Below are 14,433 nucleotides of genomic sequence, written 5' to 3'. Positions count from 1 at the left end.
TTCCGGCGCCGCGGCTGGGCCGTTCTCCAGCGCCTGCAGGAAGCCCCTGGCCCATTCCCCCACGGTGTTCTGCTCCAGGCGGCGGAACAGCGCCGCGTGGCGCTCGCGCCGCTCCTCCAGCGGCATGCGCAGCCCGGCATCCAGCGCCGCCGCCATGCCCTCGGCGTCGAGCGGGTTCACCTGCAGCGCTTCCGGCATGCTTTCCGCCGCGCCGGCGAAGCGGGAGAGCACCAAGACGCCGGGATCCTCCGGGTCCTGGGCCGCGACGTATTCCTTGGCGACGAGGTTCATCCCGTCCCGCAGCGGCGTCACCAGCCCGACCTTGGCCACCCGGTAGAAGCCGGCCAAGCAGTCGCGCGACAGGGCGCGGGCGACGTAGCGCACGGGGGTCCAGTCGGGGTCGGCATAGTCGCCGTTGATGGTGCCGGCGAGGCGGTCGATCTCGCGCCGGAGGTCGCGATAACTCTCCACCTCGTCGCGGGAACGCGCGGCGACCTGGAGATAGGTCACGCGGCTGCGGTGCTCCGGGTAGTTCTCCAGCAGGGCCCGGAAGCCCTGCAGCCGCTCCGGCAGGCCCTTGGTGTAGTCCAGCCGCTCCACGCCGATCACCAGCGCCCGGCCGCCGAGGCTGTCCACCAGCCGGCGCGTCTCGTTGCCCCTGGCCGAGCGTTGCGCCAGTTCGGCGAATTCCTGGGTCGCGATGCCGATGGCATGGGCCTGCAGGCGGGTTTCGCGGCCGCGGAAGCGGATGGTCTCGTCGGTGGGGACCTGCATCCCGGTGCCCTGGTTCATGCAGTCCAGCAGCCCCTGCAGGTCGCGGCGCGACTGCACGCCCACGAGGTCATAGGACAGCAGGTCGCCCAGCAGCGCATCCGCGTCCGGCAGCGCCGAGAAAATCGCCCAGGGCGGAAAGGGGATGTGGTGGAAATACCCGATGCGCTGCTGCGCCCCCAGCGCGCGCAGCTCCGCCCCCAGCGGCATCAGCTGGTAGTCGTGCACCCAGATCGTGTCGTCCGGCCGCAGCAGCGGCAGCAGGCGCCGGGCGAACTCCCGGTTCACCTCCCGGTACACCCGCGCCTGGCCGCGGTCATAGGTCAGCAGGCCCAGGCGGAAATGGAACAAGGGCCACAGCACGCCGTTGGCATGGCCCACGTAGAAGCCGCGATAGGCGTCGTCGGACAGGTCGAACACCGCGTAGTCCACGCCGGCGCGGCGCGCCGTCTTCACGCCCTCGGGTGGCTCGCTCACCACCTGGCCGCTCCAGCCGAACCAGAGCCCGCCGCGGGCGCGAAAGGCTTCGGCCAGCGCCACCGCCAGGCCACCCGCCGCCGGGGGGTCGAGCCGCTTGGGAACCGCGACCCGGTTCGACACGACAACTAGACGGCCCACGCCCTTGCCTCCTTCTCGGTCGCCGCCGAACACCCCGTCAGCCCGTTCCGCGCGGTTCCGCCTCGCCGACGCGATGGCACCCCTTCCGCCCACGAACCGGCCGGCGGCACCGCCCCTGCCCCGCCAGCCCGCGCCGTCATGCCCCCCGCTCCTGCCCCAGCTCGGCGGCGAAGCGCGCCAGCCAGTCGCGCAGGATGGCGGGCTGGCCGCCGAAATCCTCGGGCATGCGGTAGCCCAGCCCGCCCAGCGCGTAGGCGGCGGTGATGCCGTCCTCGTCCGTCACGTCGTCGCCGATGAAGATGGGGACGCGCCCGGCAAACGCCGCCCGCTGCATCAGCCGATGCACCGCCCGGCCCTTGTCCGCGAAGCGCGGCCGCAGTTCCAACGCCGCATGGGCAGGCACCACGCGGAAATCATCGGGCTGTTCCGCCGCCAGCTCCTCCACCAGGTGCCGCGCCGCCGTCTCGGCCTCGGGTGCCAGACGGAAATGCAGCACCAGCCCGTGGTGCTTGTGCTCGGCCAGGGTGCCGGGATGCGCGGCGGCGAAACGGTCGGCCGCGTCCCGCCAGCGTGGCGGCGGCACGGGCAAGGGGGGCGAGCCGCCGTCATCCGGGTCGAAGCGCGCCCCATGCTCGGTGGCGGCGGACAGGCCCGGCACCGGCAGCATGGCGCGCAGCACCTCCAGCCCGCGTCCGGTCACCACGGCCACGGCGCCGTTCAGCCCGGCCAGCAACTGGGCCAGGGTTCCCGGCAGCGTCGGCGGCACCACCACGAGGTCGGGGCGCGGCGCGATCTCGATCAGCGTGCCGTCCATGTCCAGGAACAGGGCGGCGTTGCGGCCCGGCAAGGGCGGCATCGGGCCGGCGGGGAGGTCGGTCGGTTGGTTCACGGCAGCAACCCGGAAAACGGCATCCCCGGGAAGTCCGCGGCGGGCCGATCGTTGCGCAAAACTGATCAGACCGTGAACTGTTCGGCGATGATGCGCTCGCTCAGCCCGTGGTCGGGGTCGAACAGCATGGTCAGCCGCACGGTGCGGTCCTCGTGCACTTCCACCCGGCGGACGTCGCGCGCCTCGGTGTAGTCCGCCACGGCGGAGACCGGGCGCTTCTCGGGCTCCAGGATGTCGAAGGTCACCTGCGCCTCGCCGGGCAGCAGAGCGCCGCGCCAGCGCCGCGGCCGAAAGGCGCTGATCGGCGTCAGCGGCAGCAGGTTGGCCCCCAGCGGCACGATCGGCCCGTGCGCCGACAGGTTGTAGGCGGTGCTGCCGGCGGGGGTGGAGACCAGCACGCCGTCGCAGGACAGCTCCGCCAGCCGCACCTTGCCGTCCACGGTGATGCGGATCTTGGCCACCTGCCGCGATTCCCGCAGCAGCGACACCTCGTTGATCGCCAGCCCCTCGACGCAGCCGCCATCGGCCATCCAGGCGTGCATGCGCAGCGGGTGCAGCACGGCAGCCTGCGCCACCGCGAGGCGCTCGATCAGCCCTTCCTCGCGGAACTCGTTCATCAGGAAGCCGACGCTGCCGGCATTCATGCCGTAGACGGGCAGGTTGCGGCCGAGCACGCGGTGCTGGGTTTCCAGCATGCAGCCGTCGCCGCCCAGGGCGACCACCACGGCCGCCTCCTCCGGCTCCACGCCGCCATAGGCCGACAGGAAACGGCCCCGCGCGGCGCGGGCCTTCTCGGTTCCCGCGCAAAGGAAGCAGATGCGGCTGGCGAAGTCGGCGGGCAGCGACGCGGTGGGCGCCGCGGCTTCCGCCGCCAGGGGAGCGTCACTCATGCCGGCCACCGCCCCGGAAAGCACGGGCGCGACACCGACCCCGCTGCGGGAAGGCGACCCTCATCGGCGCGAACCCTCCGGGAACTGGGCGATACCTGGCGTGACCATCGCCCGCATAGAGCCCCGCACCGCCCGGAAGGGCAAGCGGCACACCGGAGCATCGCCGGCGCGTCACAGGTCCAGCCACACCGGGCCGGCACGAAGGCGAGGCGCCACCCTGCCCTGGCCGCTGCTACAACCGGGCGCGGAGCTCCGGCCGCACAGCCGCCACGGCATCCACCAGCGTCGGCGGCCAACGCGTCCCGCGCGGCGGCACGGTCATCACCACGGCGCCGTCCTGGATCAGCACCAACCAGAGATACCCGCCGCCCGGCTCATGCGCGATGAACAGGCCGTTGGCGGCGCAATCCCCGCCGTCGCAACCCCAGGCCCAGGCGAAGCCGTTGGCGGCCTGCGTCGGCGCGCCGGGCGCGTGCAGGTGGCGGTACACCGCGTTCTGCCGGCCGCGCACCACCGTGCGCAGCGTCGGCGACACGTCCGGCAGGCCCGCCAGTTCCAGGATCGTCAGGCCGGCGAGAGAGTCGGCCGAGGGTGGCCGCGCCCCGCCCTGCTGCGCCTGGGCCGGTATCGCGCACAGCAGGACCGCCAGCACGAACAGCCACACGCGAAACGGGGCGGGTGGTTTCCCACCCGCCCCGCGCTTCACTGCCATCAGCCGGGAGATCACGCCCCGGTCTGCTCGCCCTCGTCGCCCATCTGCTCGGGCTTCGGACCGCTGTCCTGGCCCTTGGCGGCCGGATCGCGGTCCACCAGCTCGATGATCGCCATATCGGCGGCATCGCCGTAGCGCACGCCGGCCTTCAGCACGCGGCAGTAGCCGCCCTGACGGTCCGCGTAGCGGGTCGCGATGCTGTCGAACAGCTTGGCCACCACCTTCTCGTCGCGGATCTGCGCCAGGGCCTGACGGCGGGCATGCAGCCCACCGCGCTTGCCGAGGGTGATGATCCGCTCGACGTAGGGCCGCAGCTCCTTCGCCTTGGGCAGGGTCGTGGTGATCTGCTCGTGCTTGAGCAGGGAGGTCGCCATGTTGCGGAACATGGCGAGCCGGTGGGCGGAGGTGACGTTGAGCTTCCGCCCGGCCATCCCGTGACGCATGATACCTGATCTCCTGGGAGCGGCGGCTCAGAAGGGCTCTTCGACCCGACGAGCGAGGTCCTCGACATTCTCGGGCGGCCAGCCGGACACGGTCATGCCCAGGCCCAGGCCCATCGACGCCAGGACTTCCTTGATCTCGTTGAGCGACTTGCGGCCGAAGTTCGGCGTGCGGAGCATCTCCTGCTCCGACTTCTGAACGAGGTCGCCGATATAGACGATGTTGTCGTTCTTCAGGCAGTTCGCGCTGCGGACCGACAGTTCCAGCTCGTCGACCTTGCGCAGCAGGTTGCGGTTGAACGGCAGGTCGTCCTCGACCTCCGCCACCTTGGCCTCGCGCGGCTCGTCGAAGTTGATGAACAGCTGCAGCTGGTCCTGCAGGATGCGCGCGGCGAGCGCCACGGCATCATCCGGCGTGACCGTGCCGTCGGTTTCCACCGTCAGCACCAGCTTGTCGTAGTCCGTGCGCTGGCCCACGCGGGTCGGCTGCACCTGGTAGGCGACGCGGCGGACGGGCGAATAGATCGCGTCCACCGGGATCAGCCCGATCTCCTGGTCCTCGGCGCGGTTCTCGAAGGCCGGCACATAGCCCTTGCCCGTCGCGACCGTCAGCTCCATCGACAGCTTGGCGCCGTCGTCGAGCGTGCAGATCACGAGGTCGGGGTTGGCGATCTCGATGTCGCCGGTCACCTGGATCTGGCCCGCCGTCACCTCGCCGGGGCCGGTGGCCTCCAGCGTCAGGCGCTTGGAACCTTCACCCGGCATCCGGATGGCGAGGCGCTTGATGTTCAGGACGATGTCGGTGACGTCCTCCTGCACGCCCTGCAGCGAGGAGAACTCGTGCAGCGCGCCCTCGATCTTCACGGCCGTGACGGCCGCGCCCTGCAGTGAGGACAGCAGGATGCGGCGCAGCGCGTTGCCGAGGGTCTGGCCGAAGCCGCGCTCCAGCGGCTCCGCCACCAGGGTCGCGGTGCGGGCAGGGTCGACGCCCGGATCGACGTCCAGGCGCTCAGGCTTGATCAGGGAACGCCAGTTGCGATCCAGCACGTTCTTTATCTCCTGTGCCGTTCCCGCTCAGACGCGCCGGCGCTTGCGCGGGCGGCAGCCGTTGTGCGGGATCGGCGTCACGTCGCGGATGGCGGTCACGTAGAAGCCGACCGCCTGCAGGGCGCGCAGGGCGCTCTCGCGGCCCGAGCCGGGACCGGACACCATGATGTCCAGCGTTTCCATGCCGTGCTCGCGCGCCTTCTTGCCCGCATCCTCGGCCGCGACCTGTGCGGCGTAGGGGGTGGACTTGCGCGAGCCCTTGAAGCCCTGCGACCCCGAGGACGACCAGGCGATGGTGTTGCCCTGGCTGTCCGTGATGGTCACGATGGTGTTGTTGAAGGTCGCCAGCACATGCGCCACGCCGGTGGCGATGTTCTTGCGTTCCTTCTTGCGCGGACGGGCGCCCGCGGTCGGCTGACGCGCCATCTTACTTCGTCACCTTCTTCTTGCCGGCGATCGCCACGGCCTTGCCCTTGCGGGTACGGGCATTGGTGTGGGTCCGCTGGCCGCGCACCGGCAGGCCGCGGCGATGACGCAGGCCGCGGTAGCAGGCCATGTCCATCAGGCGCTTGATGTTCATCGCCACTTCGCGGCGGAGGTCACCCTCCACGCGATAGTCGCGGTCCAGCGCTTCGCGCAGCCGGAGGATCTCGTCCTCGCTCAGCTGGTTCACGCGGCGCTCGGCCGGGATGCCCAGCTTCTCGCACAGCTCGGCCGCGTTCTTGGGGCCGATGCCGTAGATGTAGCGCAGGGAAATCTGCACACGCTTATTATCGGGGATGTTCACGCCGGCGATGCGCGCCACGTCTCGCTCTCCTGGAGCAACCGCTCCTGTGGGGGCCGGCGACGGGCAAACAGCCTGGGCCGGCGAGGTGATCAATACCCGGGGGTGAAACGGATATCTTGCAAGCGGAATTGCGGCCGGGCTTTCACCCTACCGCGAGAGGGGCGAGATAGGCCCCTCCCCGGTTCAGGTCAAGCCTTATCCAGCACCGCTTCCAGCTGCCGCGAAACCTCGTCCATGGCAGCCATCCCGTCCACCGCCCGCAGCTTTCCCTGCGCCTGGTAGTAGGGCAGCAGGGGTTCCGTCTGGGCGCGATACGCGTCCAACCGCGCCGCCACCGTTTCAGCCTTGTCGTCGGCGCGCCGGATGAACTCCGTGCTGCCGCAAACGTCGCAGACGCCCGGCACGGCCGTCGGCTTGAAACGGTCATGGTAGCCGGTACCGCAGGAGGCGCAGGTGAACCGCCCGGCGATGCGCTCCACCAGCGCCGCGCTGTCCACCTTCAGCTCCACCACGTGGTCGAGCGCCAGACCCTTGTCCCGCAGCATGACGTCAAGCGCCTCGGCCTGCGGCACGGTGCGGGGGAAGCCGTCCAGGATGAAGCCCCGGGCGGCATCGGGCTTGGCCACGCGCAGGGCCAGCATGGCGGTGATAATGGCGTCGGGCACCAGCCCGCCGCTCTCCATGATCGCCTTGGCCTCGCGCCCGATCTGCGAGCCGGACTTCACCTCGGCCCGCAGCATGTCGCCCGTGGAGATCTGGGCGATGCCGTACTTCTCCTCCAGGCGCTTGGCCTGCGTCCCCTTCCCCGCCCCCGGCGGGCCGAGCAGGATCAGGTTCATCGGCGCCGCCCCGCGGGCTGGCGGGTGGTGGGAACGGCGCGCCCCCTGGCCGTCTGCGGCCCGAGCTGCGCCTTGCGGATCAGCCCCTCGTACTGGTGCGCGAAGAGGTGCGATTGCACCTGCGCCACCGTGTCCATGGTCACCGACACGATGATCAGCAGCGAAGTGCCGCCGAAGTAGAAGGGCACGCCGTACTGGCTGATCAGGAATTCCGGGATCAGGCAGACGATGCAGAGATAGATCGCCCCCACCAGCGTCAGCCGCGTCAGCACCCGGTCGAAATAGTCGGCGGTGGACTGGCCGGGGCGGATACCCGGCACGAAGCCGCCGTACTTCTTCAGGTTGTCCGCGGTTTCCTGCGGGTTGAACACGACGGCCGTGTAGAAAAAGGCGAAGAACACGATCAGCGCCACGTACAGCGCCATGTAGAGCGGCTGCCCGTGCGCCAGCAGCCCCGCTACCCGCGTCACCCAAGTTTCCTGCGTGCCGTCGCCGCCGGCGAAGCCAGCAAAGGTGGCCGGCAGCAGCAGCAGCGAGGACGCGAAGATCGGCGGGATCACGCCCGCGGTGTTCAGCTTCAGCGGCAGATGGGTCGAGTCGCCGCCGAACATACGGTTGCCGACCTGGCGCTTGGGATACTGCACGGGGATGCGGCGCTGCGCCCGCTCCATGAACACCACGAAGGCGATCACGGCCAGGGCGATCAGCAGGAACAGGATGATGAAGATCGTCGACAGCGCGCCCGTGCGGCCCAGCTCCAGGGTCGCCACGAAGGCGCTGGGCAGGTTGGCCACGATGCCCGCGAAGATGATCAGGCTGATGCCGTTGCCGACGCCGCGGGCGGTGATCTGCTCACCCAGCCACATCAGGAACATCGTCCCGCCGACCAGCGTCACCACGGAAGAGATCCGGAAGAACAATCCCGGCGCATAGACGGCCGCGCCCAACGGCCCCTGCATGCCCTCCAGCCCCACCGCGATGCCCCAGGCCTGCACGATGGCGATCAGCACCGTCAGGTAGCGGGTGTACTGGTTGAGCTTCTTGCGGCCCGACTCGCCTTCCTTCTTCATGGCTTCCCAGGCCGGAATGGCCGTGGTCATCAGCTGCACGATGATGGAGGCGGAGATGTAGGGCATGATGTTCAGCGCGAAGACGGTCATCCGCCCCAGCGCGCCGCCCGTGAACATGTCGAACATGCCCAGGATGCCGCCACCATGCTGGCGCAGGATATCGGCCATCACGGCCGCATCCACGCCCGGCACGGGGATATAGGTCCCGAGGCGGTATACGATCAGCGCCCCCAGGGTGAACCAGAGCCGCTTCTTCAACTCCGTGGCGCGCGACAGCACACCCAGGTTGAGATTGGCCGCGAGCTGCTCGGCGGCGGACGCCATGCGTACCCCTCCTCACGACTGCGGCGCCCGGGGAGCAATCCCCGCGGGCGCCGCAGCGAAGACACAGATGGTCAGGTAGCCCCCCGACGGGAGCCGATCAAGCGGCCCTGCGAGGGACCGCCGCATCGGCCCCGGGAGGGAGCCGGTCAGGTGGCCGGGGTTTCCTCGGCCGCAGCCACGGGGGCGGTCACGGTGACCGTGCCGCCCGCCGCCTGCACCGCGGCCGCCGCCGCCGGCGAGGCGCTGGTCAAGGTCAGGGTCACCGCGCGGGTGATCTCGCCCTTGGCCAGCAGCCGGACGCCGACGCGCTTGGCTCCCACGCGCACCAGGCCTGCCGCCTTCAGCGCCGTCTCGTCGATTGGCTGGTCGGCCGGCAGCCGGCCTTCCGTGATCGCCTTGTCCAGCGCGCCCAGGTTCAACGGCGCGTATTCCTTGCGGAACAGGTTCACGAAGCCCCGCTTCGGCAGGCGGCGGTACAGCGGCAGCTGACCACCCTCGAAGCCGTTCAGCGACACGCCGGTCCGGGCCTTCTGGCCCTTCACGCCGCGCCCGGCCGTCTTGCCCTTGCCCGAACCGATACCGCGGCCGACCCGCTTGAACCGGTAATGCGCGCCCTCGTTGTCGCGCAGTTCGTTCAGCTTCACCACGATCTCAGCCCTCCACCTTCACCAGATGGGCGACCTTGCGGATCATGCCGCGCACGGAGGGGGTGTCCTCCAGCGAGCTGGTGCGGTTCAGCTTGTTCAGCCCCAGCCCGATCAGCGTTTCGCGCTGCCCGGGCTTGCGACCGATCGGCGACCCGGTCTGGGTCACCGTCACGGTCTTCTTCTCAGCGGACTCAGACACCGCCAGCCTCCTGGGTCACGGCGGTGCCCTCGTCCTTGCGCGGGCCGATCAGGTCGGAAACCTTCTTGCCCCGGCGCGCGGCCACGGCACGCGGGGAGGTCACCTTCCCCAGCGCCGCGAAGGTCGCCTTGATCATGTTATGCGGGTTGGTGGTGCCGTTGCACTTGGCCACCACGTCGCCCATGCCCAGCGTCTCGAATACGGCGCGCATCGGGCCGCCGGCGATGATGCCGGTGCCCGCCGGCGCCGCACGCAGGAGCACCCGCCCCGCGCCGAAATGGCCGATCATGTCGTGGTGCAGCGTGCGGCCTTCGCGCATCGGCACCCGGATCATGGTCTTCTTGGCGCGCTCGGTCGCCTTGCGGATCGCCTCCGGCACTTCGCGCGCCTTGCCGGCGCCCCAGCCGACGCGGCCCTTCTGGTCGCCCACCACCACCAGGGCGGCGAAGGAGAAGCGACGGCCACCCTTCACCACCTTGGCGACGCGGTTGATGGTGACGAGCTTGTCCTTCAGCTCGTCGCCTTCACCGTGCTGCTGCTGCTGGTTGCGGTCGTTGTCGCGACGCCGGCCGCGGCGCTCGCCGCCACCCTCGCCGCCGCCACCGGACCTCGGTGCATAAGCCATCTGTCAGATGCTCCTCAGAACGACAGCCCGCCCTCGCGGGCGCCGTCCGCCAGGGCCTTGACCCGGCCATGATACAGGTAGGGACCGCGGTCGAAGACCACGGCCGTGACGCCGGCCGACAGCGCCCGCTCGGCCACCAGCTTGCCGATCGCGTTGGCCGCGTCGACATCGGCGCCGCCATTGGCCCGCAGGTCCTTCTCCAGCGAGGAGGCCGCGGCCAGGGTGCGGCCCTGCTTGTCGTCGATGACCTGGGCGTAGATGTGCCGGCCGGAGCGGAACACCGATAGGCGCGGACGCCCCCCGGCCTTCTGCCGCAGCTGATAGCGCAGACGAGACCGCCGGCGCGCCTGGAGTGCGAGCTTGTGCATCACTTCTTCTTACCCTCCTTCCGGCGAATGGTCTCGTTGTCGTAGCGGATGCCCTTGCCCTTGTACGGCTCGGGGCCGCGGAAAGCGCGGATCTCGGCAGCCACCTGCCCGACCCTCTGCTTGTCCGCACCTTCGACACGGATCGCCGTGGGGCGTTCGGTGGTGATCTTGATGCCTTCGGGCACGGCGTAGCGGATCTCGTGGCTGTACCCGAGGTTCAGCACGAGTTCCTTGCCCTGCACCGCGGCACGGTAACCCGTGCCGGTGATCTCCATGGACTTGGTGAAGCCCGTGGACACGCCGGTGACCATGCCGTTGATCAGCGACCGCGTGGTGCCCCACAGCGTCCGCGACCGACGGTCCTCGCCCCGGGGGGCGACGGACACCTGGTTGCCGTCCACGGTCACGTCCACCGCATCGGTCAGCGGCAGGCGAAGCTCGCCATTCTTGCCCTTGGCCACCACGGCGCCGTCCTGCAGCGACACGGTGACGCCGGACGGCACGGTGACCGGATATTTTCCAACGCGCGACATCGATCCGCCCCTTAGAACACGCGGCAGAGGACCTCGCCGCCAACATTGGCGACGCGGGCCTCGTTGTCGCTCATCACGCCGCGCGGCGTGGAGAGGATGGAGATGCCGAAACCGGAGTAGATCTTCGGCAGCTCCTTGATCTTGGAGTACACCCGACGGCCCGGCTTGGAGACGCGGTTGATCTCCTTGATGACCGGCTCGCCCTCGGAATACTTCAGCTCAATGTTGAGCACCTTCACGCCGGGACGCACGTCCTCCAGCTTGTAGGCGCGGATGTAGCCTTCGCGCTTCAGCACTTCCAGCACGTCGGCGCGCAGGCGCGACGCGGGGGAAGCGATGCGGCTCTGCCGCGCGCGCTGGCCGTTGCGGATGCGGGTGAGCATATCACCCAGCGGATCGGACAGGGACATGGTTGCCCTCCGTGCCTTACCAGGACGCCTTCACGACGCCCGGCAGCTGCCCGGACGACGCGAGTTCCCGGAGCATGTTCCGGGACAGCTTGAACTTGCGGTAGTTGCCGCGCGGACGGCCGGTCAGCTCGCAGCGCAGACGCACGCGAACCTTGGCGCCGTTGCGGGGCAGCTGCGCCAGACGCAGCGTCGCCTCGAACCGCTCCTCGACGGGCAGCTCCCGGTCCATCACAATCCGCTTGAGAGCCGAGCGCTTTTCCGCATGCGCCTTGGACAGGTGCACGCGGTGGTTGTTCTTCTCGACAGCCGAAGTCTTGGCCATGCGTAAACTATCCTCCAGAACCTGACCCTGCATGCAGGGTCGGTTTTCCGAGATCAGGCGGCGAAAGGCAGGTCGAAGCCCTTGAGCAGGGCCTTCGCTTCCTTGTCCGTCTTCGCCGTGGTGACGAACTGGATGTCCATCCCGCGAACCGCGTCGACCTTGTCGTAGGCGATCTCCGGGAAGATGATCTGCTCGCGCAGACCCATCGCGAAGTTGCCCCGGCCGTCGAAGCCCTTGTTCGCCGGCAGGCCGCGGAAGTCGCGCACGCGCGGCATCGCGATGGTCACCAGGCGGTCCAGGAACTCGAACATCCGCGCGCGGCGCAGTGTCACCTTGCAGCCGATCGCCTGGCCTTCGCGAATCTTGAAGCCCGCGATGGCCTTCTTGGCGATCGTCTTCACCGGCTTCTGGCCCGCGATCAGCGTCAGCTCGGCCACCGCGGCGTCCAGCTTCTTCTGGTCGCCGGCGGCCTCGCCGACACCCATGTTGATGACGATCTTCTCGAGCTTCGGCACTTCCATCGGATTGGTGTAGCCGAACTGCTCCTGCAGCGCCTTGCGGACCACCTCGCGGTAGTGCTGCTGCAGGCGCGGCAGCTCCTTCTGCGTCTCGCTCATCAGCTGAGCACCTCACCGGACGCCTTGGCGAACCGGACCTTCTTGCCGTCAACGTCCTTGAAGCCGACGCGGGTCGGCTTGCCGGACTTGGGATCGATCAGCGCCAGGTTGGAGAGGTGAATGGTCGCCTCCTTCTCCTGGATGCCGCCGGGCTGGCTCATGCCCTGCGGCTTGCGATGGCGCTTGACCATGTTCACGCCCTGCACCACCGCGCGGCCATCGACCGGCAGCACGCGCAGGACCTCACCCTCGTTCCCCTTGTCGGAACCGGTGATGACGACGACGCGGTCGCCCTTGCGGATCTTCGCGGCCATCACAGCACCTCCGGAGCCAGGGAGATGATCTTCATGTAGCGCCGCGCGCGCAGCTCGCGCACGACGGGTCCGAAGATGCGGGTCCCGATCGGCTCGCCGGCCTTGTTGATCAGCACGGCGGCGTTGTTGTCGAAACGGATCGCCGTCCCGTCCACCCGGCGAACCGGATAGGCGGTGCGGACGATCACGGCCCGGTGGACCTCGCCCTTCTTGACCTTGGCGCGCGGGATGGCGTCCTTCACGGACACCACGATGATATCGCCCACCGACGCCGTCTTGCGCTTGGAACCGCCCAGCACCTTGATGCACTGGACCCGGCGCGCGCCGGAATTGTCGGCGACGTCGAGGTTGCTCTCGACCTGGATCATGCGGCGGCCCCTTCGGCGGGAGCCTCGGCCTCGGCGAACACCTCGTAGCCGGCGGGACGCTCGACGTCCTCACCGTTACGGGCGATCACCAGCCAGCTCTTGCGCTTGCTGATCGGGCGGCATTCCTCGATGCGGACGGTGTCGCCTTCCTTGCACAGGTTGGCTTCATCGTGCGCGGCGTACTTGCCCGAACGCTTGATGAACTTCTTGTAGAGCGGATGCATCACGCGACGTTCGACGAGGACGGTGACCGTCTTCTCCATCTTGTCGCTGACAACCCGCCCGGTGAGGACGCGCTTCGGCATTGCCGGGGTCTCCTCGTCAGGCCTTGGTGGTGGATTGGGCCTGCTGGCCCAGCACCGTCTTAACACGCGCGATGTCGCGACGCACCAGCTTGATGCGGGAAACCGCCTCAAGCTGGCCTGTTGCGCGCTGGAAGCGCAGGTTGAACTGCTCCTTGCGGAGGTCCAGCAGCATCGTCTTCAACTCGTCCGGGCTCTTGGCCCGGACGTCGGCGATCTTGGTCATCGAATTACGCCTCCGCGCCGAGGCGCGTCACGAACTTGGTCTTGATCGGCAGCTTGGCCGCACCGAGCGACAGCGCCTCGCGGGCCGTCTCGGCGGTGACGCCGTCGATCTCGAACATCATGCGGCCGGGCTTCACCCGGGCCACCCAGTACTCGGGCGCCCCCTTGCCCGAGCCCATGCGGACTTCCGCGGGCTTGGTGGACACGGGAACGTCCGGGAAGATGCGGATCCACACCCGGCCCTGACGCTTCATGGCGCGGGTGATGGCGCGACGCGCCGCCTCGATCTGGCGAGCGGTCACGCGCTCCGGCTCCAGCGCCTTCAGGCCGAAGCCGCCGAAGGACAGGGTGAACCCGCCCTTCGCCAGCCCGTGGATGCGGCCCTTATGGGCCTTGCGAAACTTGGTGCGCTTCGGTTGCAGCATGGTTCATTCCAACTCAGCGCTGCGGCGCCTGCTCCGCGGCGCGCTTGTCCTGCGCCGACGGATCATGGGCCAGGATCTCGCCCTTGAAGATCCAAACCTTGACACCGCAGGTGCCGTAGTTGGTCTTCGCGGTCGCCACGCCGAAATCGATGTCCGCGCGGAGGGTGTGCAGGGGCACGCGGCCCTCGCGGTACCATTCCATGCGGGCGATCTCGGCGCCGCCCAGACGGCCACCGCAGTTGATGCGGATGCCGCCGGCGCCCAGGCGCATCGCGGACTGCACGGCGCGCTTCATGGCGCGACGAAAGGCCACGCGGCGCTCCAGCTGCTGGGCGATGCTCTCGGCCACCAGGGTGGCGTCGATCTCGGGCTTGCGGATTTCCATGATGTTCAGGGAAACCTCGGCCCCGGCGAGCTTCGCCAAGTCCTTGCGCAGCACCTCGATATCCGCGCCCTTCTTGCCGATCACGACGCCCGGACGGGCGGCGTGGATCGTCACGCGGGGCTTCTTGGCCGGACGCTCGATCACCACCCGCGACACGCCGGCACCCTTGAGGCGCGTCTTCAGCTTGTCGCGCAGCTTCAGGTCGTCGTGCAGCATCCGGGCATAGTCCGCATCGGCGAACCAGCGGCTGTCCCAGGTGCGGTTGATGCCGAGCCGCAGCCCGATCGGATTGACTTTATGGCCCAT

At 69.2% G+C, this 14,433-nt stretch carries 23 protein-coding genes and 1 pseudogene; all 24 read right to left on the bottom strand.

The annotated features are described in order from the left end of the window. Positions 1 to 15 precede the first annotated feature (15 nt). Positions 16 to 1,389, bottom strand: a pseudogene (locus tag ACLIBK_RS11480) (alpha,alpha-trehalose-phosphate synthase (UDP-forming)); the annotation flags it as partial. Positions 1,390 to 1,525: 136 nt separating this feature from the next. Beyond that, positions 1,526 to 2,278, bottom strand: a complete 753-nt coding sequence (gene otsB, locus ACLIBK_RS11475; RefSeq protein WP_415387384.1) for a trehalose-phosphatase — start codon at positions 2,276 to 2,278, stop codon at positions 1,526 to 1,528. A gap of 65 nt (positions 2,279 to 2,343) precedes the next feature. After that, a complete protein-coding gene (locus ACLIBK_RS11470; RefSeq protein WP_415387383.1) occupies positions 2,344 to 3,168 on the bottom strand; it encodes an NAD kinase in 825 nt (274 codons plus the stop codon). 232 nt (positions 3,169 to 3,400) lie between these two features. Continuing rightward, complete coding sequence (locus ACLIBK_RS11465) at positions 3,401 to 3,895, bottom strand: hypothetical protein (protein WP_415387382.1); 495 nt, start codon at positions 3,893 to 3,895, stop codon at positions 3,401 to 3,403. After that, positions 3,892 to 4,323, bottom strand: coding sequence for a 50S ribosomal protein L17 (rplQ, locus tag ACLIBK_RS11460; RefSeq protein ID WP_415387381.1), 432 nt, complete (start codon positions 4,321 to 4,323; stop codon positions 3,892 to 3,894). Before rplQ ends, ACLIBK_RS11465 begins: the two co-directional genes overlap by 4 nt. A 27-nt stretch (positions 4,324 to 4,350) precedes the next feature. Then, positions 4,351 to 5,367: a DNA-directed RNA polymerase subunit alpha gene (locus ACLIBK_RS11455; protein ID WP_415387380.1), complete on the bottom strand. Its 1,017-nt coding sequence runs from the start codon at positions 5,365 to 5,367 to the stop codon at positions 4,351 to 4,353. A gap of 27 nt (positions 5,368 to 5,394) precedes the next feature. Continuing rightward, a complete protein-coding gene (gene rpsK / locus ACLIBK_RS11450; RefSeq protein WP_415387379.1) occupies positions 5,395 to 5,793 on the bottom strand; it encodes a 30S ribosomal protein S11 in 399 nt (132 codons plus the stop codon). A 1-nt stretch (position 5,794) separates the two neighbouring features. Further along, complete coding sequence (gene rpsM / locus ACLIBK_RS11445) at positions 5,795 to 6,172, bottom strand: 30S ribosomal protein S13 (protein WP_415387378.1); 378 nt, start codon at positions 6,170 to 6,172, stop codon at positions 5,795 to 5,797. 170 nt (positions 6,173 to 6,342) lie between these two features. Next, complete coding sequence (locus tag ACLIBK_RS11440; protein WP_415387377.1) at positions 6,343 to 6,993, bottom strand: adenylate kinase; 651 nt, start codon at positions 6,991 to 6,993, stop codon at positions 6,343 to 6,345. Continuing rightward, entirely contained in the window at positions 6,990 to 8,387 is a 1,398-nt protein-coding gene (secY, locus tag ACLIBK_RS11435) for a preprotein translocase subunit SecY (RefSeq protein WP_415387376.1), read from the bottom strand. Before secY ends, ACLIBK_RS11440 begins: the two co-directional genes overlap by 4 nt. Positions 8,388 to 8,533: 146 nt before the next feature. Further along, the gene (gene rplO / locus ACLIBK_RS11430) at positions 8,534 to 9,031 is read right to left on the bottom strand and encodes a 50S ribosomal protein L15 (RefSeq protein ID WP_415387421.1); all 498 of its coding nucleotides are present in this window, start codon (positions 9,029 to 9,031) and stop codon (positions 8,534 to 8,536) included. Between the two features lie 7 nt (positions 9,032 to 9,038). Then, positions 9,039 to 9,233 (bottom strand): 50S ribosomal protein L30, encoded by a 195-nt coding sequence (rpmD, locus tag ACLIBK_RS11425; RefSeq protein WP_415387375.1) that lies wholly within the window; start codon positions 9,231 to 9,233, stop codon positions 9,039 to 9,041. Next, positions 9,226 to 9,858, bottom strand: coding sequence for a 30S ribosomal protein S5 (rpsE, locus tag ACLIBK_RS11420; protein ID WP_415387374.1), 633 nt, complete (start codon positions 9,856 to 9,858; stop codon positions 9,226 to 9,228). Before rpsE ends, rpmD begins: the two co-directional genes overlap by 8 nt. 14 nt (positions 9,859 to 9,872) lie before the next feature. Then, positions 9,873 to 10,226, bottom strand: coding sequence for a 50S ribosomal protein L18 (rplR, locus tag ACLIBK_RS11415; protein ID WP_415387373.1), 354 nt, complete (start codon positions 10,224 to 10,226; stop codon positions 9,873 to 9,875). Continuing rightward, the gene (gene rplF / locus ACLIBK_RS11410; RefSeq protein WP_415387372.1) at positions 10,226 to 10,759 is read right to left on the bottom strand and encodes a 50S ribosomal protein L6; all 534 of its coding nucleotides are present in this window, start codon (positions 10,757 to 10,759) and stop codon (positions 10,226 to 10,228) included. The genes rplR and rplF overlap by 1 nt, the downstream gene beginning before the upstream one ends. Positions 10,760 to 10,770: 11 nt before the next feature. Beyond that, entirely contained in the window at positions 10,771 to 11,169 is a 399-nt protein-coding gene (gene rpsH, locus ACLIBK_RS11405) for a 30S ribosomal protein S8 (RefSeq protein WP_415387371.1), read from the bottom strand. Between the two features lie 16 nt (positions 11,170 to 11,185). Beyond that, positions 11,186 to 11,491 carry a 30S ribosomal protein S14 gene (gene rpsN / locus ACLIBK_RS11400; RefSeq protein ID WP_415387370.1) on the bottom strand — a complete coding sequence of 102 codons (306 nt, stop codon included), beginning with the start codon at positions 11,489 to 11,491 and terminating at the stop codon, positions 11,186 to 11,188. 53 nt (positions 11,492 to 11,544) lie between these two features. Continuing rightward, complete coding sequence (rplE, locus tag ACLIBK_RS11395; protein WP_415387369.1) at positions 11,545 to 12,108, bottom strand: 50S ribosomal protein L5; 564 nt, start codon at positions 12,106 to 12,108, stop codon at positions 11,545 to 11,547. Further along, positions 12,108 to 12,422: a 50S ribosomal protein L24 gene (rplX, locus tag ACLIBK_RS11390; protein WP_415387368.1), complete on the bottom strand. Its 315-nt coding sequence runs from the start codon at positions 12,420 to 12,422 to the stop codon at positions 12,108 to 12,110. Before rplX ends, rplE begins: the two co-directional genes overlap by 1 nt. Then, complete coding sequence (rplN, locus tag ACLIBK_RS11385; protein WP_415387367.1) at positions 12,422 to 12,790, bottom strand: 50S ribosomal protein L14; 369 nt, start codon at positions 12,788 to 12,790, stop codon at positions 12,422 to 12,424. Before rplN ends, rplX begins: the two co-directional genes overlap by 1 nt. Continuing rightward, the gene (gene rpsQ / locus ACLIBK_RS11380) at positions 12,787 to 13,095 is read right to left on the bottom strand and encodes a 30S ribosomal protein S17 (protein WP_415387366.1); all 309 of its coding nucleotides are present in this window, start codon (positions 13,093 to 13,095) and stop codon (positions 12,787 to 12,789) included. Before rpsQ ends, rplN begins: the two co-directional genes overlap by 4 nt. 16 nt (positions 13,096 to 13,111) lie before the next feature. Then, a complete protein-coding gene (rpmC, locus tag ACLIBK_RS11375; RefSeq protein ID WP_415387365.1) occupies positions 13,112 to 13,318 on the bottom strand; it encodes a 50S ribosomal protein L29 in 207 nt (68 codons plus the stop codon). 4 nt (positions 13,319 to 13,322) lie between these two features. Beyond that, complete coding sequence (rplP, locus tag ACLIBK_RS11370; RefSeq protein WP_415387364.1) at positions 13,323 to 13,742, bottom strand: 50S ribosomal protein L16; 420 nt, start codon at positions 13,740 to 13,742, stop codon at positions 13,323 to 13,325. 13 nt (positions 13,743 to 13,755) lie between these two features. Beyond that, the gene (gene rpsC, locus ACLIBK_RS11365; RefSeq protein ID WP_415387363.1) at positions 13,756 to 14,433 is read right to left on the bottom strand and encodes a 30S ribosomal protein S3; all 678 of its coding nucleotides are present in this window, start codon (positions 14,431 to 14,433) and stop codon (positions 13,756 to 13,758) included.

This window comes from Roseomonas sp. BN140053 (genome assembly GCF_047690175.1).
Taxonomy (GTDB): Bacteria; Pseudomonadota; Alphaproteobacteria; order Acetobacterales; family Acetobacteraceae; genus Roseomonas.
Note: the sequence above shows the minus strand (reverse complement) of the source record. Positions and strands in the feature narration are given on the sequence as shown.

What these genes read in the sequence shown, in the direction of transcription:
- ACLIBK_RS11470 (WP_415387383.1), bottom strand. Translation starts at nt 3,168, where the DNA reads ATGAGTGACGCTCCCCTGGCGGCGGAAGCCGCGGCGCCCACCGCGTCG.
- rplQ (WP_415387381.1), bottom strand. Translation starts at nt 4,323, where the DNA reads ATGCGTCACGGGATGGCCGGGCGGAAGCTCAACGTCACCTCCGCCCAC.
- rpsK (WP_415387379.1), bottom strand. Translation starts at nt 5,793, where the DNA reads ATGGCGCGTCAGCCGACCGCGGGCGCCCGTCCGCGCAAGAAGGAACGC.
- ACLIBK_RS11440 (WP_415387377.1), bottom strand. Translation starts at nt 6,993, where the DNA reads ATGAACCTGATCCTGCTCGGCCCGCCGGGGGCGGGGAAGGGGACGCAG.
- secY (WP_415387376.1), bottom strand. Translation starts at nt 8,387, where the DNA reads ATGGCGTCCGCCGCCGAGCAGCTCGCGGCCAATCTCAACCTGGGTGTG.
- rpsE (WP_415387374.1), bottom strand. Translation starts at nt 9,858, where the DNA reads ATGGCTTATGCACCGAGGTCCGGTGGCGGCGGCGAGGGTGGCGGCGAG.
- rplR (WP_415387373.1), bottom strand. Translation starts at nt 10,226, where the DNA reads ATGCACAAGCTCGCACTCCAGGCGCGCCGGCGGTCTCGTCTGCGCTAT.
- rplF (WP_415387372.1), bottom strand. Translation starts at nt 10,759, where the DNA reads ATGTCGCGCGTTGGAAAATATCCGGTCACCGTGCCGTCCGGCGTCACC.
- rpsH (WP_415387371.1), bottom strand. Translation starts at nt 11,169, where the DNA reads ATGTCCCTGTCCGATCCGCTGGGTGATATGCTCACCCGCATCCGCAAC.
- rpsN (WP_415387370.1), bottom strand. Translation starts at nt 11,491, where the DNA reads ATGGCCAAGACTTCGGCTGTCGAGAAGAACAACCACCGCGTGCACCTG.
- rplE (WP_415387369.1), bottom strand. Translation starts at nt 12,108, where the DNA reads ATGAGCGAGACGCAGAAGGAGCTGCCGCGCCTGCAGCAGCACTACCGC.
- rplX (WP_415387368.1), bottom strand. Translation starts at nt 12,422, where the DNA reads ATGGCCGCGAAGATCCGCAAGGGCGACCGCGTCGTCGTCATCACCGGT.
- rplN (WP_415387367.1), bottom strand. Translation starts at nt 12,790, where the DNA reads ATGATCCAGGTCGAGAGCAACCTCGACGTCGCCGACAATTCCGGCGCG.
- rpsQ (WP_415387366.1), bottom strand. Translation starts at nt 13,095, where the DNA reads ATGCCGAAGCGCGTCCTCACCGGGCGGGTTGTCAGCGACAAGATGGAG.
- rpmC (WP_415387365.1), bottom strand. Translation starts at nt 13,318, where the DNA reads ATGACCAAGATCGCCGACGTCCGGGCCAAGAGCCCGGACGAGTTGAAG.
- rplP (WP_415387364.1), bottom strand. Translation starts at nt 13,742, where the DNA reads ATGCTGCAACCGAAGCGCACCAAGTTTCGCAAGGCCCATAAGGGCCGC.
- rpsC (WP_415387363.1), bottom strand. Translation starts at nt 14,433, where the DNA reads ATGGGCCATAAAGTCAATCCGATCGGGCTGCGGCTCGGCATCAACCGC.